This window comes from Erythrobacter sp. JB1-7, from assembly GCF_057365015.1.
Window position 1 is genome coordinate 1986361 of record NZ_CP200291.1, and the last position, 20721, is coordinate 2007081.

The window sequence follows — 20721 nt, forward strand, 5'->3', positions numbered from 1 at the left end:
ATGTTTCTCTCTCCTGTAAATCCCATATGTGCTTGTGTGCTTTTTGGCACATTTGCACTGACACCTTGTGCTTACGTTATCTTTATTCAGCAGGCCCGTGCGCCTGCCTTGGCAGAGGTGGGCTTTCCCCTGGCTTCATGCTGTGCCAAGAGCCAAATTAAAGATCACGCTGCAAATGCCGCGTTGCCAAGCTAATAAGAGGTAATATCAGTGCTGTCACTACTTGCTGCAAGCGCGGATGCGGCTGCCCCGCTGATGTGGTCGGATTACAGTTTGGGACCGGCTTTGTTCAAAATCGGCTGGTTTGAGCTTAGGTATTATTCGCTCGCATATCTGATCGGGGTCGTATTTGCCTATTGGCATCTGTCGAAATCGATCAAGGCACCCGGCGCACCCATGGCGCAGCGGCACGCAGATGATTTGTTTTTCTATTGCACTTTGGGCGTGATTATCGGCGGTAGGCTGGGTTATGCCGCCTTCTACACGGGCGGGGCGGCTGACACCCCAAGCGTCTTTACCGATTTTACCGGCGACAGCTTCCTTAAATGGAAATTGCTCGAAGTGTGGGAAGGCGGCATGGCGTTTCATGGCGGCGTGATTGGCGTTGTTCTGGCCATCACCTTTGTCTGCTGGCGCGGCAAATTGTCGTTCCTGCGAGTCTGTGATTACATCGCGATCACCTATCCGCTGGGCCATTTGCTGGGGCGGCTTGCCAATTTCAACAATGGCGAATTGTGGGGACGCGCAACCGATGTATCCTGGGCCATGGTCTTTCCCAGTGGCGGCGACATCGCGCGCCATCCCAGTCAATTGTATCAGGCCACTCTTGAAGGCTTGATACCGTTTCTTGTGTTGATGTTTATGTTTTGGAAAACCCGCGCACGCTATCGTCCCGGATTGCTGGTGGGGGTGTTTACCCTGATGATGGGCATTGCCCGTTTCGTGAATGAATTCTTCCGCGAGCCTGACAGTCAATTGTCAGACTTTGCAGTGCAAACCGGACTATCGATGGGCCAATGGCTGACAATACCCCTGATCTTGATTGGATTGATTGTAACGCTTTACGCGCTGACCCGCGGGCCGGTGGGGACGGGAGCGGCGAGCAATCCGCACACGGCGTAATCAGCGCTTTTGCCGGAGCCAAAGATGATGCCCATGCGTGGGCGCCACCCGGTCTGTGCCTGATTGAGCCAGACGGGAGCGTCACCGAAATCCCGCTGGAGCCGGCTTTCGCAAATATTAGTCCACAGGCTGGATCGGCAACCAAGAAAGCCGACAAAGACAAAGACGCGCGGCTGAAAGGCGAAGCGGCAGCAAAACGCGAGGCTGAAGAGCAGGCGAAACGCGAAGCCGAGGCCAAAGCCAGGCGGGAGGCTGAGGAAAAAGCGGAGCGAGAGGCTCAAAAGAAGGCCGAGGCCAAAGCCAAGCAAGAAGCCGAAAGGCGCGCGCGCGAGGCGGCGGAAGAAGAAGCTCGCCGGGCTACTGAGGTCAAAGCAAAGAAAGAAGCCGAGGAAAAAGCCCGCCTGAAGGAAGAGGCCGAAGCTGCCGAGAAGGCTCGCCGCGAGGCTGAAGAAAAAGCGCGGCTTGAAGCAAAAGAGAAAGCGCGCATAGCGGCGGAAGCTAAAGCTAAAAAAGAGGCGGAAGAAAAAGCGAAGCGCGAAGCAGAAGAGCGCGCCCGCAAGGAAGCTGAGGAAAAAGCACGCCGCGAGGCGGAGGAAAAAGCCAAACGCGAAGCTGAAGCCAAGGCCAAACGTGAAGCCGAAGCCAAAGCCAAGCGCGAGGCCGAAGCGAGGGAGCGCGCTGAGAAAGAGGCAGCTGCCAAGGCGAAAGCTGAAGAAAAAGAGCGCAAGAAAGCGGAAGCCGCTGCAGCCGCCGCTGCCGCGGCCAAAGCGGCGGAAGAGAAAAAGGCCAAGGAGGCCGCCCGAACTGAGGCCGCCGCCAAGAAAAAAGCCGCCGCTGAGGAGAAGGCCCGGAAGGAGGCCGAAAAGGCCGCTGCGGAAAAAGCTGCGGCAGAAAAGGCCGCCGCAGAAGAGGCTGCCCTAGAAAAGGCCTCGCTAGAAAAGGCCAAGGCAGATGAGGCCGAAGCCAAAGCGAAAGCCGAGAATCTGGGCGATACGTTCCGCCGCCTGATCCGCGAAACCGGTCCCATCAGCCTTGCGCATTACATGGCCGAGAGCAATGCGCGCTATTACACCAGCCGTGATCCGCTGGGCGAGACAGGCGACTTCATCACAGCGCCCGAAATCAGCCAGATGTTTGGCGAGCTCATTGGATTGTGGCTGGCGGATCTGTGGGTCAAAATGGGCTCTGCTGAGCGCATTCATCTGGTTGAGCTTGGCCCTGGGCGCGGTACTTTGATGAAAGATATTTTGCGCACTTCGAGCCGCTATGGCTTTAACCCGCAATTGCATTTCGTTGAAACTTCGATGGAACTGCGCAAAATTCAGCGCGCCGAATTTCCGCAAGTGCAGTTTCACAATGATTTGTCGAGCCTGCCTGAGGATCGCCCGCTGCTGATTGTCGCGAACGAATTTTTCGATGCGCTGCCGATCCATCAGCTGGTGCGCTCTGCACAGGGCTGGCATGAACGCATGGTGGGCCTTGATGATGACCGGCTGGTGTTTGTTGCCGGCGACAAGCCGATGGACGATGTTGTCCCTCCAAGCTGGAAAAGCGCAAGCCAGGGGACCATGATTGAAACCAGCCCGGCGGCAACCGCCGTTATGACCGAAATAGCGACCCGCTTGACCAATCAGGGCGGGGCCGCGCTAATCATCGATTACGGCTCGCTTGAACTGCGCGCGGGGTCGACCCTGCAAGCGCTCAAGGAGCACAAGAAAGTCGATCCGCTCAATCATCCCGGCCTTGCTGACCTGACCGCGCATGTCGATTTTGAACTTTTGGGGCAGGTTGCGCAAAAGAACGGCGCCGAAGTTATGGGCCTGCAAATGCAGGGCGAATGGCTGCGGCAAATGGGGATTGATACCCGGACCGAAGCTTTGCAGCGCAAAAATCCCGGCGAGGCTGACAAAGTGCAGCGCCAGCGCGACCGCCTGGTCGAAGATGGCGGCATGGGAGTGCTCTTCAAAGTGCTTGGCATATGCGGCAGGCGCTGGCCTATTGGCCATGGCTTTGACTAGGGGCGGGATGGATCCGGTGTAACCCACCGTGCCAATTGCGCGTATATGAGCCGGAACACAAAAAATGAGGTGATGAATGCGCGCGCGATTATTGGCTGGATTTATGAGCGCAATGGCGGCGTTCTTCCTAAGCGCTGTTCCCGCTTTGGCGGCGGAACCGATAAATGGGCGCTGGGTGACGCAGGACAAGGATGCAGTGGTCGTTATCTCAAAATGCGGCAAAACGAACTGCGGCAAGATCGCGCGCTTTCTCATCACACCGCCCGATGGTCAGGACCAGCGCGATATCTACAATCCCGATCCTAAGAAGAAAAAGCGCAAATTGCTCGGATTGCCTGTCCTGAGCGGTTTCAAAGAAGAAGCAACGCTTTGGCGCGGTCAGATTTATGATCCCAATACCGGCAAAAGCTATCGGTCTGTCCTGCGCCGTAAGGGGCCGAACACACTCGAGGTAAAAGGGTGCATTGGGCCGTTTTGTCAGACGCAAATCTGGCGCCGGGCGAAATAGTTCGGCTGTAAAGGCTGCGCGCTAAAGGCCGATCCGCGCGGCCAGTTCCTCCGCTGCGCTTTTGGGCGACATCTTGCCATCATCTTCGCGGTCCACGGCAAAGTTTGCCTCGCGCATGGCTTCTACCGATATTGCGCCGATCAGCGGCTCTAGCGCTGCGACCAGCTTTTCATCCTCGGCGATGCGGGGTGACATCATCAGCATCGCATCATAGCTGGGCAATGCCTCACGTGGGTCGTCCAGCACAATCAGCCGATCAGCGGCAATCCGCCCGTCAGATGTGTAAGCGCTGATTGCGTCAGCTTCGCCCGATTTCAGCGCATTATACATGAAAGTGGGCGAGAAATTGCGGGTTTCGCCCACTTTGAGGCCGTAAGCATCGCGCACATTGATCCATTCGGGCCGCTCAAAAAATTCGGGATCGCCGCCTATCGTCAGACGCCCGGCAATCGGCACCAGATCTTCGAGCGAAGTGACGCCCAGTTCAGCTGCCCGGTCCTGCCGCATCGCAAAAGCATAGGCGTTTTCAAACCCAAGCCTGCCCAAGACACGCACGCCATTGGTTTCGCGGTCCCATTGGACAATCGCTTCATACATTTGATCGCGCGGCACCTGATCGGTGCGCTTCATCTCGTTGGTCCAGATCGTGCCGGTATAATCAACCGAGATATCGATATTGGAAGAGGCAAGCGCGGAATGTACGACGGCTGATCCCAGCCCATCGCGATATTCAACGGCGTATCCCGCATCCTCCAACCGCGCGCCGATCAATTGGGCCAGGATATATTGCTCGGAGAACTGCTTAGACGCGATCACGATGGCATCATCATTTTTGCTGCCTGATTGATAGGCAAAGGCTGCGGCAAGCCCAAGGGCCACGGCCAGCATGCCGCCGTAATATTGCCATTTGCGGCGGGCGGCGAGGCCCTTTTCAACGATGCCCAGCAGCATATCCGCAATAAGCGCCAGACAAGCGCTGGCAAAGCATCCTGCCAGCACCAGCGCCCAGTTTTGCGTCTGCAACCCTGCAAAGATCGGATCGCCAAGGCTGGGCTGGCCGATTGTCGTTGAAAGCGTCGCGGCCCCGATGGTCCATACGCTGGCTGTGCGAATACCGGCCATGATGAAAGGCGCAGACAATGGCGCTTCGACCAGAGTGAGTTTTTGCCAGCTTGTCATGCCTACGCCGTCGGCTGCTTCGAGCACGCCGGGATCAAGATTGGCCTGCGCGGTGACAGCGTTTCGCAGGATCGGGAGCAGCGCGTACAGCGCCAATGCGAGAAGAGCAGGCAAGAATCCCAGAGTTGGCAGACCTTCACCAAACACCGCGCGAAGGGACAGCAGGATTGGGAAGAACAACGCCAGCAAAGCCAGAGCAGGGATCGTTTGCACAAGGCTGGCAAATCCAAGCGCGATGCGCGCCACTGCTGAAGACCGGCTGGCCCAAACCGCCAGCGGCAAAGCCACCGCAATGCCAAGACCAATCGCGCTTGCTGCCAGCACGATATGCGCTGCCAGTTTATCGCCCAAGCCCAGCAATATCTCGCCAAAGCTTTCCACTAGGCGCCGCTTTCCATCAATTTGAGCTTGGCCGCTTGTTGCCGCGGGACTGCGACGAGGCCTTGGGCGATATCGCCGCCTTTTCCGGCGAGCAATTCGCGCGCGGTGCAATCGGCAACCAAATGGCCGGCATCCATCACCAGCACTCTGTCTGCCAGCAGCAAGGCCTCAGCCATGTCATGCGTGACCATGATAGTGGTGAGGCCCAATGTCTCGTGCAGTTCGCGCACTTTTTCGCCCAGAGCATCGCGGGTGATAGGATCAAGCGCGCCAAAGGGTTCGTCCATCAACAGCAGTTCCGGATCACCTGCCAGCGCGCGCGCAACGCCGACGCGCTGGCGCTGGCCGCCGGACAGTGCATCGGGCATGCGGTGCGCCATCGCAGGCTCTAACTCCACCAGTTGCAAAAGCTCAGCGATACGCGCGTCTGACAAGGTTTCGCCTGCCAGTTTTGGCCCTATGGCGATGTTTTCGCCCACGCTGAAATGCGGGAACAGGCCGATCCCCTGAAACACATAACCCACGCGGCGGCGCAGCTTGGATGGGCGAAAACCTGTCACATCCTCACCTGCGAAAAGCACGCGTCCACCGGTGGGCACAACCAACGTGTTCACCATTTTGAGCAAAGTTGACTTGCCTGATCCTGATGCGCCGACAAGCGCAACAAACGATCCCTTTTCGATATCGCAGGATATGCCGCCAACCGCGATGACGTCACCTGCCGGGCCATAGCGCCGCTCGGTTTGGTCAAAGGTCAAAAGGGCGGGCATTGAAGGTTTAGCGCTCTATTCGGTCGCGCGGAATTGTGATGGAGACATGCAGGCCTCCCTCTTCCCATTCGCGTTCGATGATCCCGCCCAATTGATTGCCAATCGTCATTTCGATGAGCCGGGTGCCAAATCCTTTGGACAAGGGCGGCTTAAACGCTGGCCCCCGCTTTCGCGCCAATGGATGGTGACAGCGTCGTCGCCCGTCTTGCTAACAATGTCGCCCTCAATGTTGATTGCGACCTGGCCTTCAGGCGCGCTGAACGCGCCATATTTGGCGGAATTGGTCGCCAATTCGTGGAACACCAATGCAAGCGGAGTGGACGCTTTGCGGCCCGCTTTTATGTTTCCGCCGGAAATGGTCACAACATCAGAGCCCGGCACGCCATAAGGTGCCATTAGCAATTCCAGAAGGCTTGTGAGCTTGTAATCGTCGAGCTGTTCCGCCTTGAGCGAGAAATCCTGCGCGCGGGAAAGGGCAAGGATATTGTCCGCCATGTCTTTGCCAAACGCTTCGACCTTGTCATCGCCGCGCGCGCGCAAAGTGATGAGCCCGGTGACGACCGCAAAGATGTTCTTGATCCGGTGGGCCAACTCGCCTGCCAGCAATTCGCGTTCTTGCGAGATCCGGTAGCGATCATCAATATCAGTCAAAGTGCCAAACCAGCGCGCGGTGGCGGGATCATCGGTTGATGGCACCGCGCGCGAGATGACCCAGCGATAGCTGCCATCGGCTTGGCGCAATCGCCATTCATCTTCGAAGAAAGAAGCGGTTTCAAGCGCTTCCCCGAATTTGACCAAGCTCGCTTCGAAATCTTCCGGATGGATGACTTCGCGCCAGTCTTCGATTGTTTGGCGCGGGGGCAAGCCGGTGACTTCGGTAAAGCGGGCGTTGAAGTAATCCCATTTGGGGCCGGGCGCTGCTGACCAGGCGATATCGGGCACGCTATCCAGCATGAATTGCAGCCGATCAGCGCCGGTCTTTATTTCAGCGATTGAGCGTGCCGCTTCGCGGTGGGCCTCGATGCGGCGTTTGACGCTTTGCGCCAGAACCCACAAGCCTTCGCGTTGCAATTCGCTCAGGCCTTCCGGGCGGGGTTCGACATCGGTTACGCATAACGCGCCCAAAGGTGCGCCTTCGGTCGATATCAGCGGGGCGCCTGCGTAAAAGCGCAAATGCGCGTCGCCAGTTACCGATGCGAATTCGGCAAAGCGAGGATCAGCGGTGCAATCGGGCACTTCGAGAATGTCGCCCCCCGCCATGGCATGCGCGCACACGCTGATGGAGCGCGGAGTTTCATTGCTGCTCATCCCTTCATGCGCGATGAAAACTTGCCGCTCGGCTTCGACAAGGCTGACTGCGGCCGATGGCGCATCGCACAAATGGGCGGCAAACTGGCAAAGCTGAGCAAGCTCCGCATCGCCGTGCAGAACATTCAATTCATAGCTGCCAAGGACGATCAGCCGATCATCTTCTGCACACAAAGCTGGATTGGGTGCCGCGCCTATTGGCCATGGGGTGGACGAAGGACGATCAAGCATGGCTTGTGACCTATGGCCATACAGGATTGCCTGAAGCGGTCAAATGTAGCGGGCTCGTTTGCAAATTTCGCATGAAAACGGATTGCAAAGCGTCACTGCGTTTGGGCAGCCAAACCGCTTTCCCTTGCGTAACTTGCGCTCTTAGGGCCATTAGAGAGGCCGGGGAGAGAAACTTGCTGCTTAATGAAACTCGCAAAGTGACTTTGCTGTCGCGGATTGTGCGCCGGATCATCATTGCCATCTGGCATTTTCGCGGGTGGCGCATCGAAGATCGCTTTCCCACTCACATCAAGAAATGCGTGATTGCAGGCGCTCCGCATACGACGGGGTGGGATTTTGTGTTCTTTGCCGGCGCGACGCATGAAGAAAAAGTGCGACCCAATTTCATGGGCAAGCACACTTTGTTCGAAGGGATCATGCGCAATTTCATGCTCGATATGGGCGGCATCCCGGTGGACAAGACCAAACGATCAAGCGCAGTTGAGCAAGTGGCAGCGGAATATTCCAAACGCGAAGAGCTATCACTGGTGATCGCGGCTGAGGGCACACGCAAATCGGATGGCAAATGGAAATCAGGGTTTTATCACATTGCTCAGGCCGCAGGGGTGCCGATTGTGCCTGCCTATGCTGACAATGAAAACCGGGTCATCGGATTTGGCCCGCCCATGATCCCAACGGGCAATTACGGCGAAGATCTGCTCAAGCTTGCCCAGTGGTTTAGGTCAAAACTGCCCGATTATGAGCGGTATAAAGTGCTCGAACAACAAGCGCTCGCCATTATTGCGGGGCGCAACGACATCTAGGTTTAGGTTTGGGCTGCGCGACATTGCAGCGCACAAAAAAGCAGAACATGCCACTTTAAGCCTGCAATCAAGGCTCCTATGTACGAAGCACAGGAGGGTTCAGGCACGATGGCGCTGAGCGAACAAGACCGGCTGGAAGAACGCGCACGGATCGCCCAAATGGTGCTCGATCTGGTGAAAGAGCGCGGCTCAGAGGTGACCTACACCATGGCCGCATCTGAAAGCGGCCTGACGCGCGGACGGTTTGATCAGATTTTCGCTGATTATGACGATCTGTTCGATGCCATTGCCCAAAGATGGCTCCAACCGCATATCAGCATCATGGAGGATGTGGTCGCCGCTGACTTGCCTCCGCCGCGCAAAATGTATGAGTTTTTCTGCCAGCGCTTTGTCATTTCACGCGAACGGTTTCGCGCTGACCCGGAATTCTTCGCTATCGTGAATGAGATGGGAGCGGCCAATTTCGAACGGGTGCGATCCTATGTTGATCTGGCCGATCACTACACAAGCGAGATTATTGCGCAGGCGAAGGCGGACGGATATTTTGCCGGGCTTGAAATTGATGAGGCACTGTCGCTGATCAATCAGATGCTGGGCAATTACACCATGCCCGATGCGCTGTTGCATCTGGGTGATAAGCTGACCGAACAAAAGCTGGCGCGTATTATTGATACGGTCTTTATCGGATTGTCCGGCGAAACGGGCGATGGCTGTGTGGGTGTGAACACGCTAAAGGTCGCCTCCTGACCCGGAACTCAAGCGGGCATCTAACGCGGCGGGCTTTGTTTGAATTGCAGCACATTGGCGGGCAGCTTGGTCGGCAATCCGCGCAGGCGTTTTTCGTTGAGCGCGTATTTCAGGCTGGCGAATACGCATGCAGCCGAAATCAAGACAATTACACCTGCCCAAAACCAGTGAGGCAGGAACAGCGCAGCCTCAATCTGGCCTGTGTCGGACAGCATTGCCTGACCGCCGATCACGGCGCGCTCAGTGAACAGATAGTTGAAATCGCGCAGCATGCTCATCGCGGCGAGAACGCCCAGAAATTGCAGCGTGAACCGGGTCACCCCGGCAGGCGCGCGCCACGCAATGATGCAGAGAGCCACCGCGACCAGCGGCAAGACGGCATATCCGGTGGCGGAGCGAACATAGAGGATGACCGATGCCAAAATGGCGATTGCGGCAATCCACAAGGTTGGCCGCCACGCTTTGCGATGGGCGCTCGCCATGATCAGCGCGCAACCTGCGTGCACTGGCGCTAGCGGACCGCCAGCTGCAATAGCCGCGCCGACAAAGGCGGAACTATTTGCGTCCATCCGGCTAGTTGCAACGCCTGACCCATTTGAAAAATCTCAAGCCGCACAAATTCTTGACCCAATGCAAGCGCGGTCAGGCCGTGGCCCATTTCGTGAAACCATGTTGTGAGAATGGCGAAAGGATAAATAAGGTAAGTGCCAAACGGCAATGCCGGCAATGCCAGCACCACCACGACCGCGATCAGCAAGCGGCCAACCGCTTCACCCTGACTGCCCGGTTCTACCATGGATCCAGGCATTGTCAGGCGCGCTCGGTCTCGGCTGCCTGCTCGAAATCTTCGGTGCGTTCCTCGCGCGGCTCCTTGGGCGCTCTGCCGTCGGAATCAACGCGCAATCTGTAGCGTTCGGCGGCTTCTTCATCTTGCGCGCGATGTTCTTGCAAAATGCCCCAGCTGGCAAGGAAAAGGCCAGCGACCAGCGGACCCAGAACGATGCCGGAAAACCCCGCGATGGAAATGCCGCCAAGAGTGGTGACCAAAATGATCCAATCGGGAATGCCCGTATCGCGGCCAACCAATATGGGGCGCAGGACATTATCAACCGAGCTGATAATCACTCCGCCGCCCACAAGGACGAAAATCCCCCATCCGGTCTCGCCTATAAACAGTAACCAAAGCCCGGCGGGCACCCAGACCAGCGCCGTGCCAACCGCCGGGATCAGGGCAAGAATGGCCATCAGAACGCCCAGCAGCAAGGGGGAAGGCACGCCGGCAATCCACAACATGATACCGCCCAAAGTGCCCTGAACCACTCCGACGACGCCTGATCCTTTGATGACAGCGCGCACAATGCCAAGAAACCGGTCTGCCAGCCGGTCTGCTATTTCGCGTTCAATCGGGGCGGAATGAAGGATGGTTTCGCCAATACGTTTGCCATCGCGCAGCAGGAAGAACAGCACATATAGACCGATCGAAAAGCTCAAAACGAAACCCAAAGCGCCGCTGCCAATGCTGACGGCCTGGCTGGCGATCATGCCAGCGCTTTCGCCCAGCACACCTTGCAATTGGTCCTGCAGAACGGAGATGTCGGTCCAGCCATTATCCTCAATAAAACTTTGCGCACTGGCGGGCACCATCGCGTAGAAGCTGTTGAAGATCGCAACCAGATCAACAGGGTCTTGGCGCAAGGCGTTCACCACGCCCAGCGTTTCATTGACCACAATCGCGCCAATCCAGAGCGCTGGCAGCAGCACTGCGACAAAGATGATGAGGAGCGATAAAATCGCTGCGGGATTGCGGCGACCGCCCAGTGTTTTCAAATTCCACCGATAGAGCGGCTGAAACATGATCGCAGCCAGCGTCGCCCACATCACTGGCCCAACAAATGGCCAGGCGACCCAGATAAACAGAACGGAAACGCCAGCAAGCAGAAGCAGAAAGCTCCAATGCTCCAGCGCGCTTGTATCGTTGGGTTCTTCAGCAGACATAGCGTGTTATTTCGGGCGCGCGATGGCGAAGATCAAGTGGCGATCATCCATCCTGATTTTGGCGTGCGATAAACTGATTACACATCAAGGTTCGCCACATTGAGAGCGTTGTCCTGAATAAACTCGCGGCGCGGTTCGACGATATCACCCATCAACCGGGTGAAAATCTCGTCGGTTACATCGGCGTCTTCGACTTTCACCTGCAACAAAACGCGGTGTTCGGGATCAAGCGTGGTTTCCCACAATTGCTCGGCATTCATTTCGCCAAGACCTTTGTACCGGCTGATGGCCAGACCTTTGCGTCCGGCGGCGAAGACTGCATCAAGCAATTGGGTAGGCCGGGTGATTGCATCATCGCTGCTGATTACGGGGGCATCGTCGCCATCATCATTCGCGTCGTCTGCGGAGTTTTCAGCAGATGTCTCGGCGGGGGCTCCGCTGCCTTTGACAAGTTGCACGGGCCCTTCATAGGCATCGGCTTGCGGGCCTGCGAGGCCGTGCAATTTCAACGCTTCGGTGCTGGAAAGGAAGCGCGCTTCGATCTCGTGCACATCGGTGACGCCGCGCCAGATCCGGCTGAACCGGACACCGCCTGTGCTTTCGCCGCTTTCGATCATCTCGACGCTCCAGCGGGCTTCGGGATCGCCCATCTGCATGCGTGATGCGGTCAGCTCCAGAGCTGTGAACCGGTCAGATGGCGACAAAGCAGGATCAAGCGCGCCAGCCAGCGCCATCTGCTCAACGATTGCAGGGTCGTAACGCCGCGGGACAAAGCCAATCAGACTGCGCAATCGCAGCGCAGAATCGACCAAAGCGCGCAAATCTTCGCCCGATCGCGCGCCGCCTGCGGTTTCAAGCACGCGGCCCTGCAATCCGGCATCAACCAGATAGCGGTCCATCGCAGCTTCATCTTTAAGGTAAACCTCGCTGCGGCCCTTGGAGACTTTATACAAAGGCGGCTGAGCGATAAACAGATGCCCCGCTTCGACCACATCGGGCATTTGCCGGTGGAAGAATGTGAGCAGCAATGTGCGGATATGCGCGCCGTCAACATCGGCGTCGGTCATGATCACAATCTTGTGATAGCGCAGTTTTTCCAGATCAAATTCTTCGCGAATGCCCGTACCCATCGCCTGGATCAGCGTGCCAACCTCTTTGGACGAGATCACCCGGTCAAGCCGCGCGCGTTCCACATTCAGGATTTTACCCTTAAGCGGCAGGATCGCCTGAGTTTTGCGGTCACGCCCCTGTTTGGCAGAGCCGCCCGCGCTATCACCCTCAACCAGAAACAGTTCAGATTTCGCCGGATCACGCTCCTGGCAATCGGCCAGTTTACCGGGAAGCGAGGCAATGCTCATCGCGCCCTTGCGGCTCATTTCGCGAGCGCGCTTGGCCGCTTCGCGCGCGGCAGCGGCGTCGATGATCTTTTGGACGATGGATTTTGCATCAGCCGGATTTTCTTCCAGCCATTCGCTCATTTTCTCGCCCATCAGGCTTTCCAGCGGAGAACGCACTTCGGAGGAGACCAGCTTGTCTTTGGTTTGCGAGGAGAATTTGGGATCAGGCAGTTTTACACTGACAATCGCGGTCAACCCTTCGCGCATATCCTCACCCGACAGCGACACTTTCTCTTTTTTCAAAAGACCCGAATTGGTCGCGTAATTGTTGAGCGTGCGGGTTAGCGCCGCGCGAAACGCCGCCAGATGCGTGCCGCCATCGCGCTGCGGGATGTTATTGGTGAATGTCAGGACGTTTTCGTAATAACTGTCATTCCATTGCAGCGCGACATCAATGCCGATCCCGTCCTTGTTCGCCGAGACCGAAATCGGCTCGGGGATCAGGGGTGATTTGTTGCGGTCAAGATATTTGACGAACGCGCCAATGCCGCCTTCGTAAAACAGATCATGTTCCAGCACATCTTCGTGGCGTTTGTCGCGCAAAAGGATGCGCACGCCTGAATTGAGAAACGCCAGCTCGCGATAGCGGTGCTCCAGCTTGTCAAAATCATATTCGGTGACGTTTTTGAATGTGTCATTCGAATGGTGAAAGGTGACCCGCGTGCCTTTCTTAAAACCGTTTTCATCCGGGTTCTGATCGACTTTGGGTGCAGGCCCGCGCACTTCGAGGCTGCCGACCGCGTCGCCATGTTCAAACCGCATCCAGTGCTCTTTGCCATCACGCCAGATCGTCAGTTCCAGCCATTCCGACAAAGCGTTGACGACAGACACACCCACACCGTGCAATCCGCCCGACACCTTATAGGCGTTGTCATCGGAGGTGTTTTCAAACTTACCGCCTGCATGCAGCTGGGTCATGATAACTTCAGCAGCGGACACGCCCTCTTCCTTGTGCATGCCCACCGGAATGCCGCGGCCATTGTCTTCAACGCTGACGCTGCCATCCGCGTTCAGTTCGATCAGCACCAGATCGCAATGCCCCGCCAAAGCTTCATCGATGGCGTTGTCGGACACCTCAAACACCATGTGGTGCAGGCCAGAGCCATCATCGGTGTCGCCAATATACATGCCGGGCCGCTTGCGCACCGCATCAAGGCCTTTCAAAACCTTGATAGAATCCGCACCATATTCGCCCTGCATTTTCTCGTTCTGAGAGGCGTTTTCAGAAGCTTGGGAAGTGTTCTCGTCCATACTCAGCATATAGGCGCTGAGCGGCGATTTCCCAAGCTCTACGCGGTAGTCCGCAAGGGTTTTCCACCCTTTGTGGGCGAGGGGTGGTTTTGGTGGGTGCTGTGGGCGCGATGGACGCGGTGACAGTGCACCAATTGCATCTGGCGGACGGCCCGCGCTGCAATTGGTGCACTGTCACCGTAATCGAGACAAATCCGATAGCAGCTTTTTATAGTATGCAATCGCCCGTTCAATTAGGCCGCCTGAATCTCGTCGTAAGCCCTCCACCCGTGCCAATTCACGCTTAAGGACCGAATATGCCTCATCAAGCTGACCAGCATGAAACAACGCTGGCCCTCTAAAACTATCGTGGAGCAAGAATGGCAATAAGTCGGGTAAAGCCCGTATGCTATCGAGATAGGGTAAAGCGGTGCCTTTTATTGCTGGCTCAACCCTTCGATCCCAGTGATCGTCTATATTTTCGAAAGAAGAGCAAGGAAATAGCCATTGACCATTGATCCCCAAATCATCTGTCAAATAGCAATTTGGGGCAGTCGGGATGGAAATATTATCAGGGAAATTAACGTCAAAATCAAAGTCGATTAAAGGTGATGTTGCTGTCACTATTATATCGAACTTCTCTCGGTTAGATAATTGGCTGAAAATAATCACATGCCAAATTTCTTCAGAGAACTTACGAAAATACACCAGGTTTTGAGATCTAGACAATGAGAATCCACCGCCTTCCGCAAGTTCGGCGAATTTCTTTATGATCCTATCTTGGAATTGCTTGCTATTCATCTCGGACGAAACACTTCTTGAGTGGGAGCCAAGAACCGGGATTACGGTGACATTGCACTAATCGCATAGCGCGCAATTCAATAATCCGTACTGTTCTTTTCTGCAACTAGCGCACTGTCACCTGAGCCCATCAACACGCCCAGAATGAGCCTTGCGGCTCGATCCCGCCCCTCAATCCACTCCCTTGAAAGGGAGGGGAGGCGGTGCGTTTCGGCGAAGGTCAACCGCTACGCGCATTGGCGCGCCCTCATTCGATATCGGTCGAGCGCGGCAGAGCCAGTCTCATATGCACCTGTCCGCGCCACAGCTTTTGGTTGAGCGCCTCGATCAATTGCGCAGCTGTGCCTTCGTCAAACCGGCTTTCATAGCATTGCAGCGCATCCCCCGAGGCGGCGATATCGCTCGGTTCAAAAGCGATACGATCGGTGATGAAAACCGGGTTCACCGCGGCCCAGCTTTCAAAACCGGGCAGGTCGGGCTGACCCTTAGCAGGCAAAGCGATGTAGAGAAGGTCGGGCCGGCCGCCATCCATGGCTTGCACCACTTGTGTGGCAGCGGCGGAGACCATTCGGTGATCGGCATGGCCCGATGCGCCGTCAGGGCCGAAGGTGAAGATGACATTGGGGCGGGTCTGCCGGATCGCTTGATCGACAAAGGTGATCAATGTGCGCGCTGTGCTGTCAGGTGCATCCGTGTCCACTGCCAAACTGCCTTCGCCCAATTGCCAGAATTGCGGCACCTCAAGGCCTAGCGTGAAGGATGAGCACCGAGCCTCTTGTTCGCGAAGGCTCGCCAGTGGCGCGCCTTGGTCTGCATCGCTCAGCCCCGGGGAAGCATCGCCGCTGGTGGCATAGGCAATGGTCACGGTCCCACCGCTGCGCGCGATCCGCGATAAGGCGGGCATCAACAGCACTTCATCATCGGGATGGGCCAGCAGGACAAGAACCGATGGCCCCTCCAGTCCCAACCTTGGGGTTTGTGCTGCTTGATCTGGCGCGCGCTCGTCCTGTGCTGACGCAGGTGCGCCAAGGGTCAATCCCCAAACACCGCCATATATCAGCGCGGCGCGGCCAATTTGTGATAGCGCGGTCATTGCATTCTCCTGTGCCAGCCCGGTAAGCCTTACTTGCGAGCCTAACTTGTGAGCGGTAAGCGTAAACAAATCGCCACGCACTTGCCCTAGCGCCTATCGCGCGGCATCGTGCCCGGCGATGACAATGCCCGGCACAAAAGACGCTATCGCAGCCTTGCTCGCTGAGCCATTCGGCTCTTTCCCCGCCATCCTTCGCGAATGGGCGATGGCGCAGGGCGATACGATTGCCCTGGTGGATGACACGCGCGATTGCGCATGGGCAGAGCTTATCGGTGAAGTGGAGCGGATCGCGGCTCGCCTGATTGAGACAGGGTTGGAGCGGGGGCAATCGGTCGCGATCCTTGGCACTTCCAGCGTCAATTACGCGCTTGTCTTTTTGGCTGCAGTGCGCGCAGGGGGTGTGGCAGCGCCGTTGACGACCGGCGCTTCGCCTGAGCAATTGGCAGGAATGCTGGCGGATTCGGGCGCGCGGCATCTGTTTATTGATGCTGGCAAGGCGGGCGAATTGGGCGCGGATTTTGCTGCTGATCTGATGCGTGTTCCGCTTGAGGATATTGCGCAATGGATGGCTCCGCCGGGCAGCCGCGCGCCTGATTTTGACCCTGCGCCTGGCGATCCGTTCAATATCATCTATTCCAGCGGCACCACCGGCATTCCCAAAGGGATCGTTCATTCGCATCAAATGCGCTGGCGCCAGTTTGGGCCGACTGCGATGTCCTATCTGGAGGCTGGCCTGCCTGTGCGCTCGCTGGCTTCCACTCCGCTGTATTCCAACACCACCATGGTCGGCTTTCTGGCGCCGCTGTTCGCAGGCGGAACGGTGCGGATCATGGGCAAGTTTGATGCCGCGCGCTGGCTTGCCCATGCGCAGGCGGACCGATCCACCGTCACGATGCTGGTGCCGGTGCAATATCAGCGGCTTATGGATTTTGCCGGGTTCGGCGATTTTGATTTGTCATCATTGACGCTCAAATATTGCACATCCGCGCCGTTTTCCGCTGAGTTGAAACGCGATGTGCTTGCCCGGATGCCGGGCGGATTGGTGGAGATTTATTCCATGACCGAAGGCGGAGTGGTGTGCCTGCTGGAATGTCACAAGTTCCCCGATAAACTTCACACGGTCGGGCGGCCTGCGCCGGGCAGCGCTATGCGGGTGCTGGATGATGAGGATGCCGAAGTGCCGGCGGGAACCCCCGGTAATCTCATCGGGCGGTCGCACACAATGATGTCCGGCTATAAAAACCGCCCCGACAAAACTGCCGAGGCGCGGTACACCGATCCTGAAACCGGCGAGGTATGGATGCGCATGGGCGATATTGCCCGGGTGGATGAAGATGGCTTTGTGGAATTGGTGGGCCGCGCCAAGGACATGATCATTTCAGGCGGGTTCAACATTTATCCCAGCGATCTGGAAAGTGAATTGTTGCGCGAGGCCGGCGTGCTTGATGCCGCAGTTGTCGGTGCCTCCTCGCGCAAATGGGGGGAAAGCCCGGTGGGTTTTGTCGTGCTTGACGACAATGCGCAGGCGCCAGATGCGATCATGCAGGCGGTGAATGCGCGGCTTGGCAAAACGCAGCGGCTTGCTGCGCTTCATGCGGTTGATGAATTGCCGCGCAGCCATATCGGCAAAATCCTGAAAAGCGATTTGCGCGAAAAAGCGGAGCAATTGGGCGGGGTCGAATAGCAGCCTGCGCGCTAACCTCGGGCGTTTTGGTGAAAGCCGCGATTGGAGACGCGGCCACGCTTTGGGAGAGGGGGAGAGTGTGGCCGCGTCTCGCGGATCGCTGCGCGCTCGTTTTAGCCGGTAGGCAAAGAAACCGGACCGCCGATCCCAGCACACCCCTTTTGGGGCACTGGACGGTCCTGCTTCTCTGCCTGCGGCTCAAAGCATCCGAATGGCATCAACGCGGGGAACGCTGACGAAAGAGCGCGGCGAGGGGGAGGGGCAAAGCCTGAGTGCTGGAAGACACCCGGCTTTGGGTTGCCGACGCTCTCTTTTATGATCGGACGCTTGCGAGCGGCAAGCGAATGGCATCCAATGTATCACCCGTGTCCGGGATAGATCGGTTGCCTGTATGCGCCCGGTGAAAGAGGAGAGAGAAACCTTTCGCCCGGGAACAGAAGCCATTTGGTGTTCGATTGCATGAAACTCAAATGCGAAAACGTCGATTTTATTTGCGCTTTATGCAACATAGTGCGGAAGCCCTCTGCGCCGTAACGCAAAGCGGCTGCCCGACCATATCAGGCAGCCGCTCAGCAAATCAAAAAAGCTGAGATTGTTCAGTTGGCAGAGGCCTGTCCGCTGCCGCGTGCTTCGTTGGCGGCAAACTTGGATACGGCCTGCATGGCCGCGGCGCGCGCATCAGCGACGCACTTTTCGTCTACAATGGTGCGTCCAAGAGCATAACGGGCATTGGTTTCAACCGTGCAGGCCTTGCGCAGCTTGGCCTCGATGCGCTGCTCCAACACGGCGCGGTCAGCGGCGTTGCCAAGGTCCACATTTTCAAGCGAAACGCGCACGGGGACGGTGGTGATGTTGTCTTTTGCCACAGCACTTGCAGGCAAAGCGATGGCAGCAAGAGCGCAAAGCGGGAGATAAAAACGCATGGGAGATTTCCTTTGAAAAGCGGGTCAAGACATTGTGCAGCGCGCAAAGATAATTGTGCAAACGCGAAGAACGCTACGTTTGTTCCAACAAGCTGGATGCAAAATTTTCGTTTCCGTATGTACAAGCTCAACAAAGGATGTTGCAGCGCAGCGATACAGGCCGCCTGAAAACTTGTCCCAACCCCGCTGGACAGTGCGCCGCGCCTTGCCGTAACGCGCGTGGCCATGGACGACACGCACATCCCCGATTCCATCCTTATCGTCGATTTCGGCAGCCAGGTGACCCAGCTGATCGCGCGCCGCGTGCGCGAGGCGGGGGTTTATTCTGAAATCGCCCCATTCAACGCCGCCGAAGACGCTTTCAAACGGATGAAGCCCAAGGGCATCATTCTGTCAGGCTCGCCCGCCAGCGTGCCCGAAGACGGCAGCCCGCGTTGTCCGCAGAGCTTTTTCGAAGCGGGCATCCCGATCCTTGGCATTTGTTATGGCCAACAGGTGATGAGCCAGCAATTGGGCGGCGAAGTGCGCCCCGGTCATGAAACCGGCGGCGATGGTTCAAGAGGCGGCGAATTTGGCCGGGCTTTTCTGACAGTGACCAAACCCTGCGCCTTGTTTGATGGCCTTTGGAAAGAAGGCGAGCGCCATCAGGTTTGGATGAGCCACGGCGACAAAGTCACGCAGTTTGCTCCCGGCTTCGAAATCGTCGCAACGTCTGATGGCGCGCCATTTGCTGTAATCGCGGATGAAAAGCGCAAATTTTACGGCACCCAGTTTCACCCCGAAGTCGTCCACACGCCCGATGGCGGCAGGCTGCTTGCCAATTTCGTGCGTCATGTCTGCGGACTGAAAGGCGATTGGACGATGGCGGAATTTCGCAAGACCAAAATTGCCGAAATTCGCGAACAGGTTGGCACCGGCCGGGTCATTTGCGGCCTGTCAGGCGGAGTGGACAGCGCGGTTGCCGCGGTCTTGATCCACGAAGCAATCGGCGACCAGCTCACCTGTGTCTATGTCGATCACGGCCTCATGCGGCTGAATGAAACCGAGCAGGTCGTCAGCCTGTTCCGCGATCATTACAACATCCCGCTTATCGCGGTGGATGCGGAAGACACGTTCCTAAAAGGGCTGGCCGGGGTCACCGATCCTGAGAAAAAGCGCAAATTTATTGGCGGCGCGTTCATCGACCTGTTTGAAGCCGAAGCCAAAGGCGTGGGCGGCGCGGATTTCCTCGCCCAAGGCACGCTCTATCCCGATGTCATCGAAAGCGTGAGTTTCACTGGCGGACCGTCGGTGACCATCAAAAGTCATCACAATGTCGGCGGCCTGCCGGAACGCATGAATATGCAGCTGGTCGAACCTTTGCGGGAACTGTTCAAGGACGAAGTGCGCGATCTGGGCCGCGAACTGGGCTTGCCCGAGGCTTTTGTTGGCCGCCATCCTTTTCCCGGGCCCGGCCTTGCGATCCGCATCCCGGGCGAAGTAACCAAAGAACGCTGCGATATCTTGCGCAAAGCGGATGCGATCTACCTCGAAGAGATCCGCAATGCCGGGTTGTATGATGCCATTTGGCAGGCTTTTGCGGTGCTATTGCCCGTTAAAACCGTGGGCGTGATGGGCGATAGCCGCACCTATGACTGCGTCTGCGGCCTGAGGGCTGTGACCAGCACCGATGGGATGACGGCCGATGTCTATCCGTTCGATGCAAGCTTTTTGACGCAGGTCGCAACGCGGATTGTGAATGAGGTTCAAGGGATCAACCGGGTGGTCTATGACTACACTAGCAAACCGCCCGGAACGATTGAGTGGGAATAGACCGCGCCGCGAAATCACCGTGCAACTTTCGCGCTGGTTCAAGCGTATCATCAGGGTAATCAATGATACAGAAGTCAACGAAAAGCCGAGCATTTTTCATGAGCAACATCACCCGCATCGCCTTCGCATCATTGGCCGTGTTCTCCGCGGCAGCCTGCGCGCCTGACGCTTCCCAGCCCGAAGCGCTAACAGCAGGCGTCTGGACAATTGATCCTGACGCCTCATCGCTTTCCTATGTCTCGGTGAAATCGGGCGATGTTGCAGAGCCGAACACGTTCAGCGCGCTGTCCGGCACCGTGTCTGAGGCGGGTGAGGCAGCGATCAGCATTGATCTTGCCAGTCTGGAAACGGGCGTTGATATTCGCAACGAACGCATGCGCGATGTATTCTTTAATGTGGCTGACAATCCCACCGCAGACATCACTGCGACGATTGATCCTGCAGCTTTCGAAGCGCTGAATGTGGGAGAGAGCACAAGCCAAACGCTTGAAGCTAAGCTCACCATCAAAGGCGTTGAAGCCCCCATCAAAGCCAAAGTGCAGGTCACCCGCGCGGGCGCTGATCGTGTTTTGGTCGTTAGCGAGGCGCCCATTATCGTCTACGCCGATGCGCTCGAATTGTCAGAAGGGCTTGCCCAATTGCAGGAACTGGCCGGCCTTGATGCAATCACGCCGGCTGTGCCTGTCACCTTTTCGCTGACATTTGAGCGATAAAGGGCC

General features: G+C 57.1%; 16 protein-coding genes and 1 pseudogene. 8 read left to right on the forward strand and 9 right to left on the reverse strand.

Annotation, left to right across the window (positions count from 1 at the left end; all coding sequences use genetic code 11):
* The first annotated feature begins 210 nt into the window (after positions 1-210).
* From lgt to AC0V6W_RS09645, 3 genes are all read left to right on the forward strand, one after another.
* Positions 211-1122, forward strand: coding sequence for a prolipoprotein diacylglyceryl transferase (lgt, locus tag AC0V6W_RS09635; protein ID WP_486149456.1), 912 nt, complete (start codon positions 211-213; stop codon positions 1120-1122).
* The gene (locus tag AC0V6W_RS09640) at positions 1017-3140 is read left to right on the forward strand and encodes a class I SAM-dependent methyltransferase (protein ID WP_486149458.1); all 2124 of its coding nucleotides are present in this window, start codon (positions 1017-1019) and stop codon (positions 3138-3140) included. Before lgt ends, AC0V6W_RS09640 begins: the two co-directional genes overlap by 106 nt.
* A 76-nt stretch (positions 3141-3216) precedes the next feature.
* Positions 3217-3648 (forward strand): DUF2147 domain-containing protein, encoded by a 432-nt coding sequence (locus AC0V6W_RS09645; protein ID WP_486149460.1) that lies wholly within the window; start codon positions 3217-3219, stop codon positions 3646-3648.
* 21 nt (positions 3649-3669) lie between these two features.
* Here the strand turns inward: AC0V6W_RS09645 and AC0V6W_RS09650 are convergent, their stop codons facing one another.
* From AC0V6W_RS09650 to AC0V6W_RS09660, 3 genes are all read right to left on the reverse strand, one after another.
* A complete protein-coding gene (locus AC0V6W_RS09650) occupies positions 3670-5208 on the reverse strand; it encodes an ABC transporter permease/substrate-binding protein (RefSeq protein ID WP_486149462.1) in 1539 nt (512 codons plus the stop codon).
* The gene (locus tag AC0V6W_RS09655) at positions 5208-5978 is read right to left on the reverse strand and encodes an ATP-binding cassette domain-containing protein (RefSeq protein WP_486149464.1); all 771 of its coding nucleotides are present in this window, start codon (positions 5976-5978) and stop codon (positions 5208-5210) included. Before AC0V6W_RS09655 ends, AC0V6W_RS09650 begins: the two co-directional genes overlap by 1 nt.
* 105 nt (positions 5979-6083) lie before the next feature.
* Positions 6084-7517, reverse strand: a complete 1434-nt coding sequence (locus AC0V6W_RS09660) for a sensor histidine kinase (protein WP_486149466.1) — start codon at positions 7515-7517, stop codon at positions 6084-6086.
* 173 nt (positions 7518-7690) lie between these two features.
* Here AC0V6W_RS09660 and AC0V6W_RS09665 point away from each other — a divergent pair, with 173 nt between their 5' ends.
* Positions 7691-8320, forward strand: a complete 630-nt coding sequence (locus AC0V6W_RS09665) for a lysophospholipid acyltransferase family protein (protein ID WP_486149468.1) — start codon at positions 7691-7693, stop codon at positions 8318-8320.
* 78 nt (positions 8321-8398) lie between these two features.
* Positions 8399-9067, forward strand: coding sequence for a hypothetical protein (locus AC0V6W_RS09670; RefSeq protein WP_486149470.1), 669 nt, complete (start codon positions 8399-8401; stop codon positions 9065-9067).
* 20 nt (positions 9068-9087) lie between these two features.
* On the opposite strand, the pseudogene AC0V6W_RS09675 reads toward AC0V6W_RS09670, so the two are convergent.
* The 5 genes and pseudogenes from AC0V6W_RS09675 to AC0V6W_RS09695 all read right to left on the reverse strand — a co-directional run bounded on the left by AC0V6W_RS09675 (position 9088) and on the right by AC0V6W_RS09695 (position 15583).
* Positions 9088-9875, reverse strand: a pseudogene (locus AC0V6W_RS09675) (M50 family metallopeptidase).
* A 2-nt stretch (positions 9876-9877) separates the two neighbouring features.
* Positions 9878-11062, reverse strand: a complete 1185-nt coding sequence (locus AC0V6W_RS09680) for an AI-2E family transporter (RefSeq protein WP_486149472.1) — start codon at positions 11060-11062, stop codon at positions 9878-9880.
* 77 nt (positions 11063-11139) lie between these two features.
* The gene (gene gyrB / locus AC0V6W_RS09685) at positions 11140-13710 is read right to left on the reverse strand and encodes a DNA topoisomerase (ATP-hydrolyzing) subunit B (protein ID WP_486149474.1); all 2571 of its coding nucleotides are present in this window, start codon (positions 13708-13710) and stop codon (positions 11140-11142) included.
* Between the two features lie 174 nt (positions 13711-13884).
* Positions 13885-14490 (reverse strand): hypothetical protein, encoded by a 606-nt coding sequence (locus tag AC0V6W_RS09690; protein WP_486149475.1) that lies wholly within the window; start codon positions 14488-14490, stop codon positions 13885-13887.
* Between the two features lie 247 nt (positions 14491-14737).
* Positions 14738-15583 (reverse strand): PIG-L family deacetylase, encoded by an 846-nt coding sequence (locus tag AC0V6W_RS09695; protein WP_486149476.1) that lies wholly within the window; start codon positions 15581-15583, stop codon positions 14738-14740.
* A 118-nt stretch (positions 15584-15701) separates the two neighbouring features.
* Between AC0V6W_RS09695 and AC0V6W_RS09700 the strand changes: the two genes are divergently transcribed.
* Positions 15702-17267 carry a class I adenylate-forming enzyme family protein gene (locus AC0V6W_RS09700; RefSeq protein ID WP_486149477.1) on the forward strand — a complete coding sequence of 522 codons (1566 nt, stop codon included), beginning with the start codon at positions 15702-15704 and terminating at the stop codon, positions 17265-17267.
* A gap of 596 nt (positions 17268-17863) precedes the next feature.
* On the opposite strand, the gene AC0V6W_RS09705 is transcribed toward AC0V6W_RS09700, so the two are convergent.
* Complete coding sequence (locus tag AC0V6W_RS09705) at positions 17864-18190, reverse strand: UrcA family protein (protein ID WP_486149479.1); 327 nt, start codon at positions 18188-18190, stop codon at positions 17864-17866.
* Positions 18191-18415: 225 nt separating this feature from the next.
* Here AC0V6W_RS09705 and guaA point away from each other — a divergent pair, with 225 nt between their 5' ends.
* Together guaA and AC0V6W_RS09715 are read left to right on the forward strand one after the other, a co-directional pair.
* A complete protein-coding gene (guaA, locus tag AC0V6W_RS09710) occupies positions 18416-20002 on the forward strand; it encodes a glutamine-hydrolyzing GMP synthase (protein ID WP_486149481.1) in 1587 nt (528 codons plus the stop codon).
* A gap of 98 nt (positions 20003-20100) precedes the next feature.
* The gene (locus AC0V6W_RS09715; protein ID WP_486149483.1) at positions 20101-20715 is read left to right on the forward strand and encodes a YceI family protein; all 615 of its coding nucleotides are present in this window, start codon (positions 20101-20103) and stop codon (positions 20713-20715) included.
* Positions 20716-20721 lie beyond the last annotated feature (6 nt).

What these genes read in the sequence shown, in the direction of transcription:
- guaA (WP_486149481.1), top strand. Translation starts at nt 18,416, where the DNA reads ATGGACGACACGCACATCCCCGATTCCATCCTTATCGTCGATTTCGGC.
- AC0V6W_RS09700 (WP_486149477.1), top strand. Translation starts at nt 15,702, where the DNA reads ATGACAATGCCCGGCACAAAAGACGCTATCGCAGCCTTGCTCGCTGAG.
- gyrB (WP_486149474.1), bottom strand. Translation starts at nt 13,710, where the DNA reads ATGGACGAGAACACTTCCCAAGCTTCTGAAAACGCCTCTCAGAACGAG.
- AC0V6W_RS09645 (WP_486149460.1), top strand. Translation starts at nt 3,217, where the DNA reads ATGCGCGCGCGATTATTGGCTGGATTTATGAGCGCAATGGCGGCGTTC.
- AC0V6W_RS09680 (WP_486149472.1), bottom strand. Translation starts at nt 11,062, where the DNA reads ATGTCTGCTGAAGAACCCAACGATACAAGCGCGCTGGAGCATTGGAGC.
- AC0V6W_RS09660 (WP_486149466.1), bottom strand. Translation starts at nt 7,517, where the DNA reads ATGCTTGATCGTCCTTCGTCCACCCCATGGCCAATAGGCGCGGCACCC.
- AC0V6W_RS09695 (WP_486149476.1), bottom strand. Translation starts at nt 15,583, where the DNA reads ATGACCGCGCTATCACAAATTGGCCGCGCCGCGCTGATATATGGCGGT.
- AC0V6W_RS09705 (WP_486149479.1), bottom strand. Translation starts at nt 18,190, where the DNA reads ATGCGTTTTTATCTCCCGCTTTGCGCTCTTGCTGCCATCGCTTTGCCT.
- AC0V6W_RS09690 (WP_486149475.1), bottom strand. Translation starts at nt 14,490, where the DNA reads ATGAATAGCAAGCAATTCCAAGATAGGATCATAAAGAAATTCGCCGAA.
- AC0V6W_RS09655 (WP_486149464.1), bottom strand. Translation starts at nt 5,978, where the DNA reads ATGCCCGCCCTTTTGACCTTTGACCAAACCGAGCGGCGCTATGGCCCG.
- AC0V6W_RS09640 (WP_486149458.1), top strand. Translation starts at nt 1,017, where the DNA reads ATGGCTGACAATACCCCTGATCTTGATTGGATTGATTGTAACGCTTTA.
- AC0V6W_RS09670 (WP_486149470.1), top strand. Translation starts at nt 8,399, where the DNA reads ATGTACGAAGCACAGGAGGGTTCAGGCACGATGGCGCTGAGCGAACAA.
- AC0V6W_RS09715 (WP_486149483.1), top strand. Translation starts at nt 20,101, where the DNA reads ATGAGCAACATCACCCGCATCGCCTTCGCATCATTGGCCGTGTTCTCC.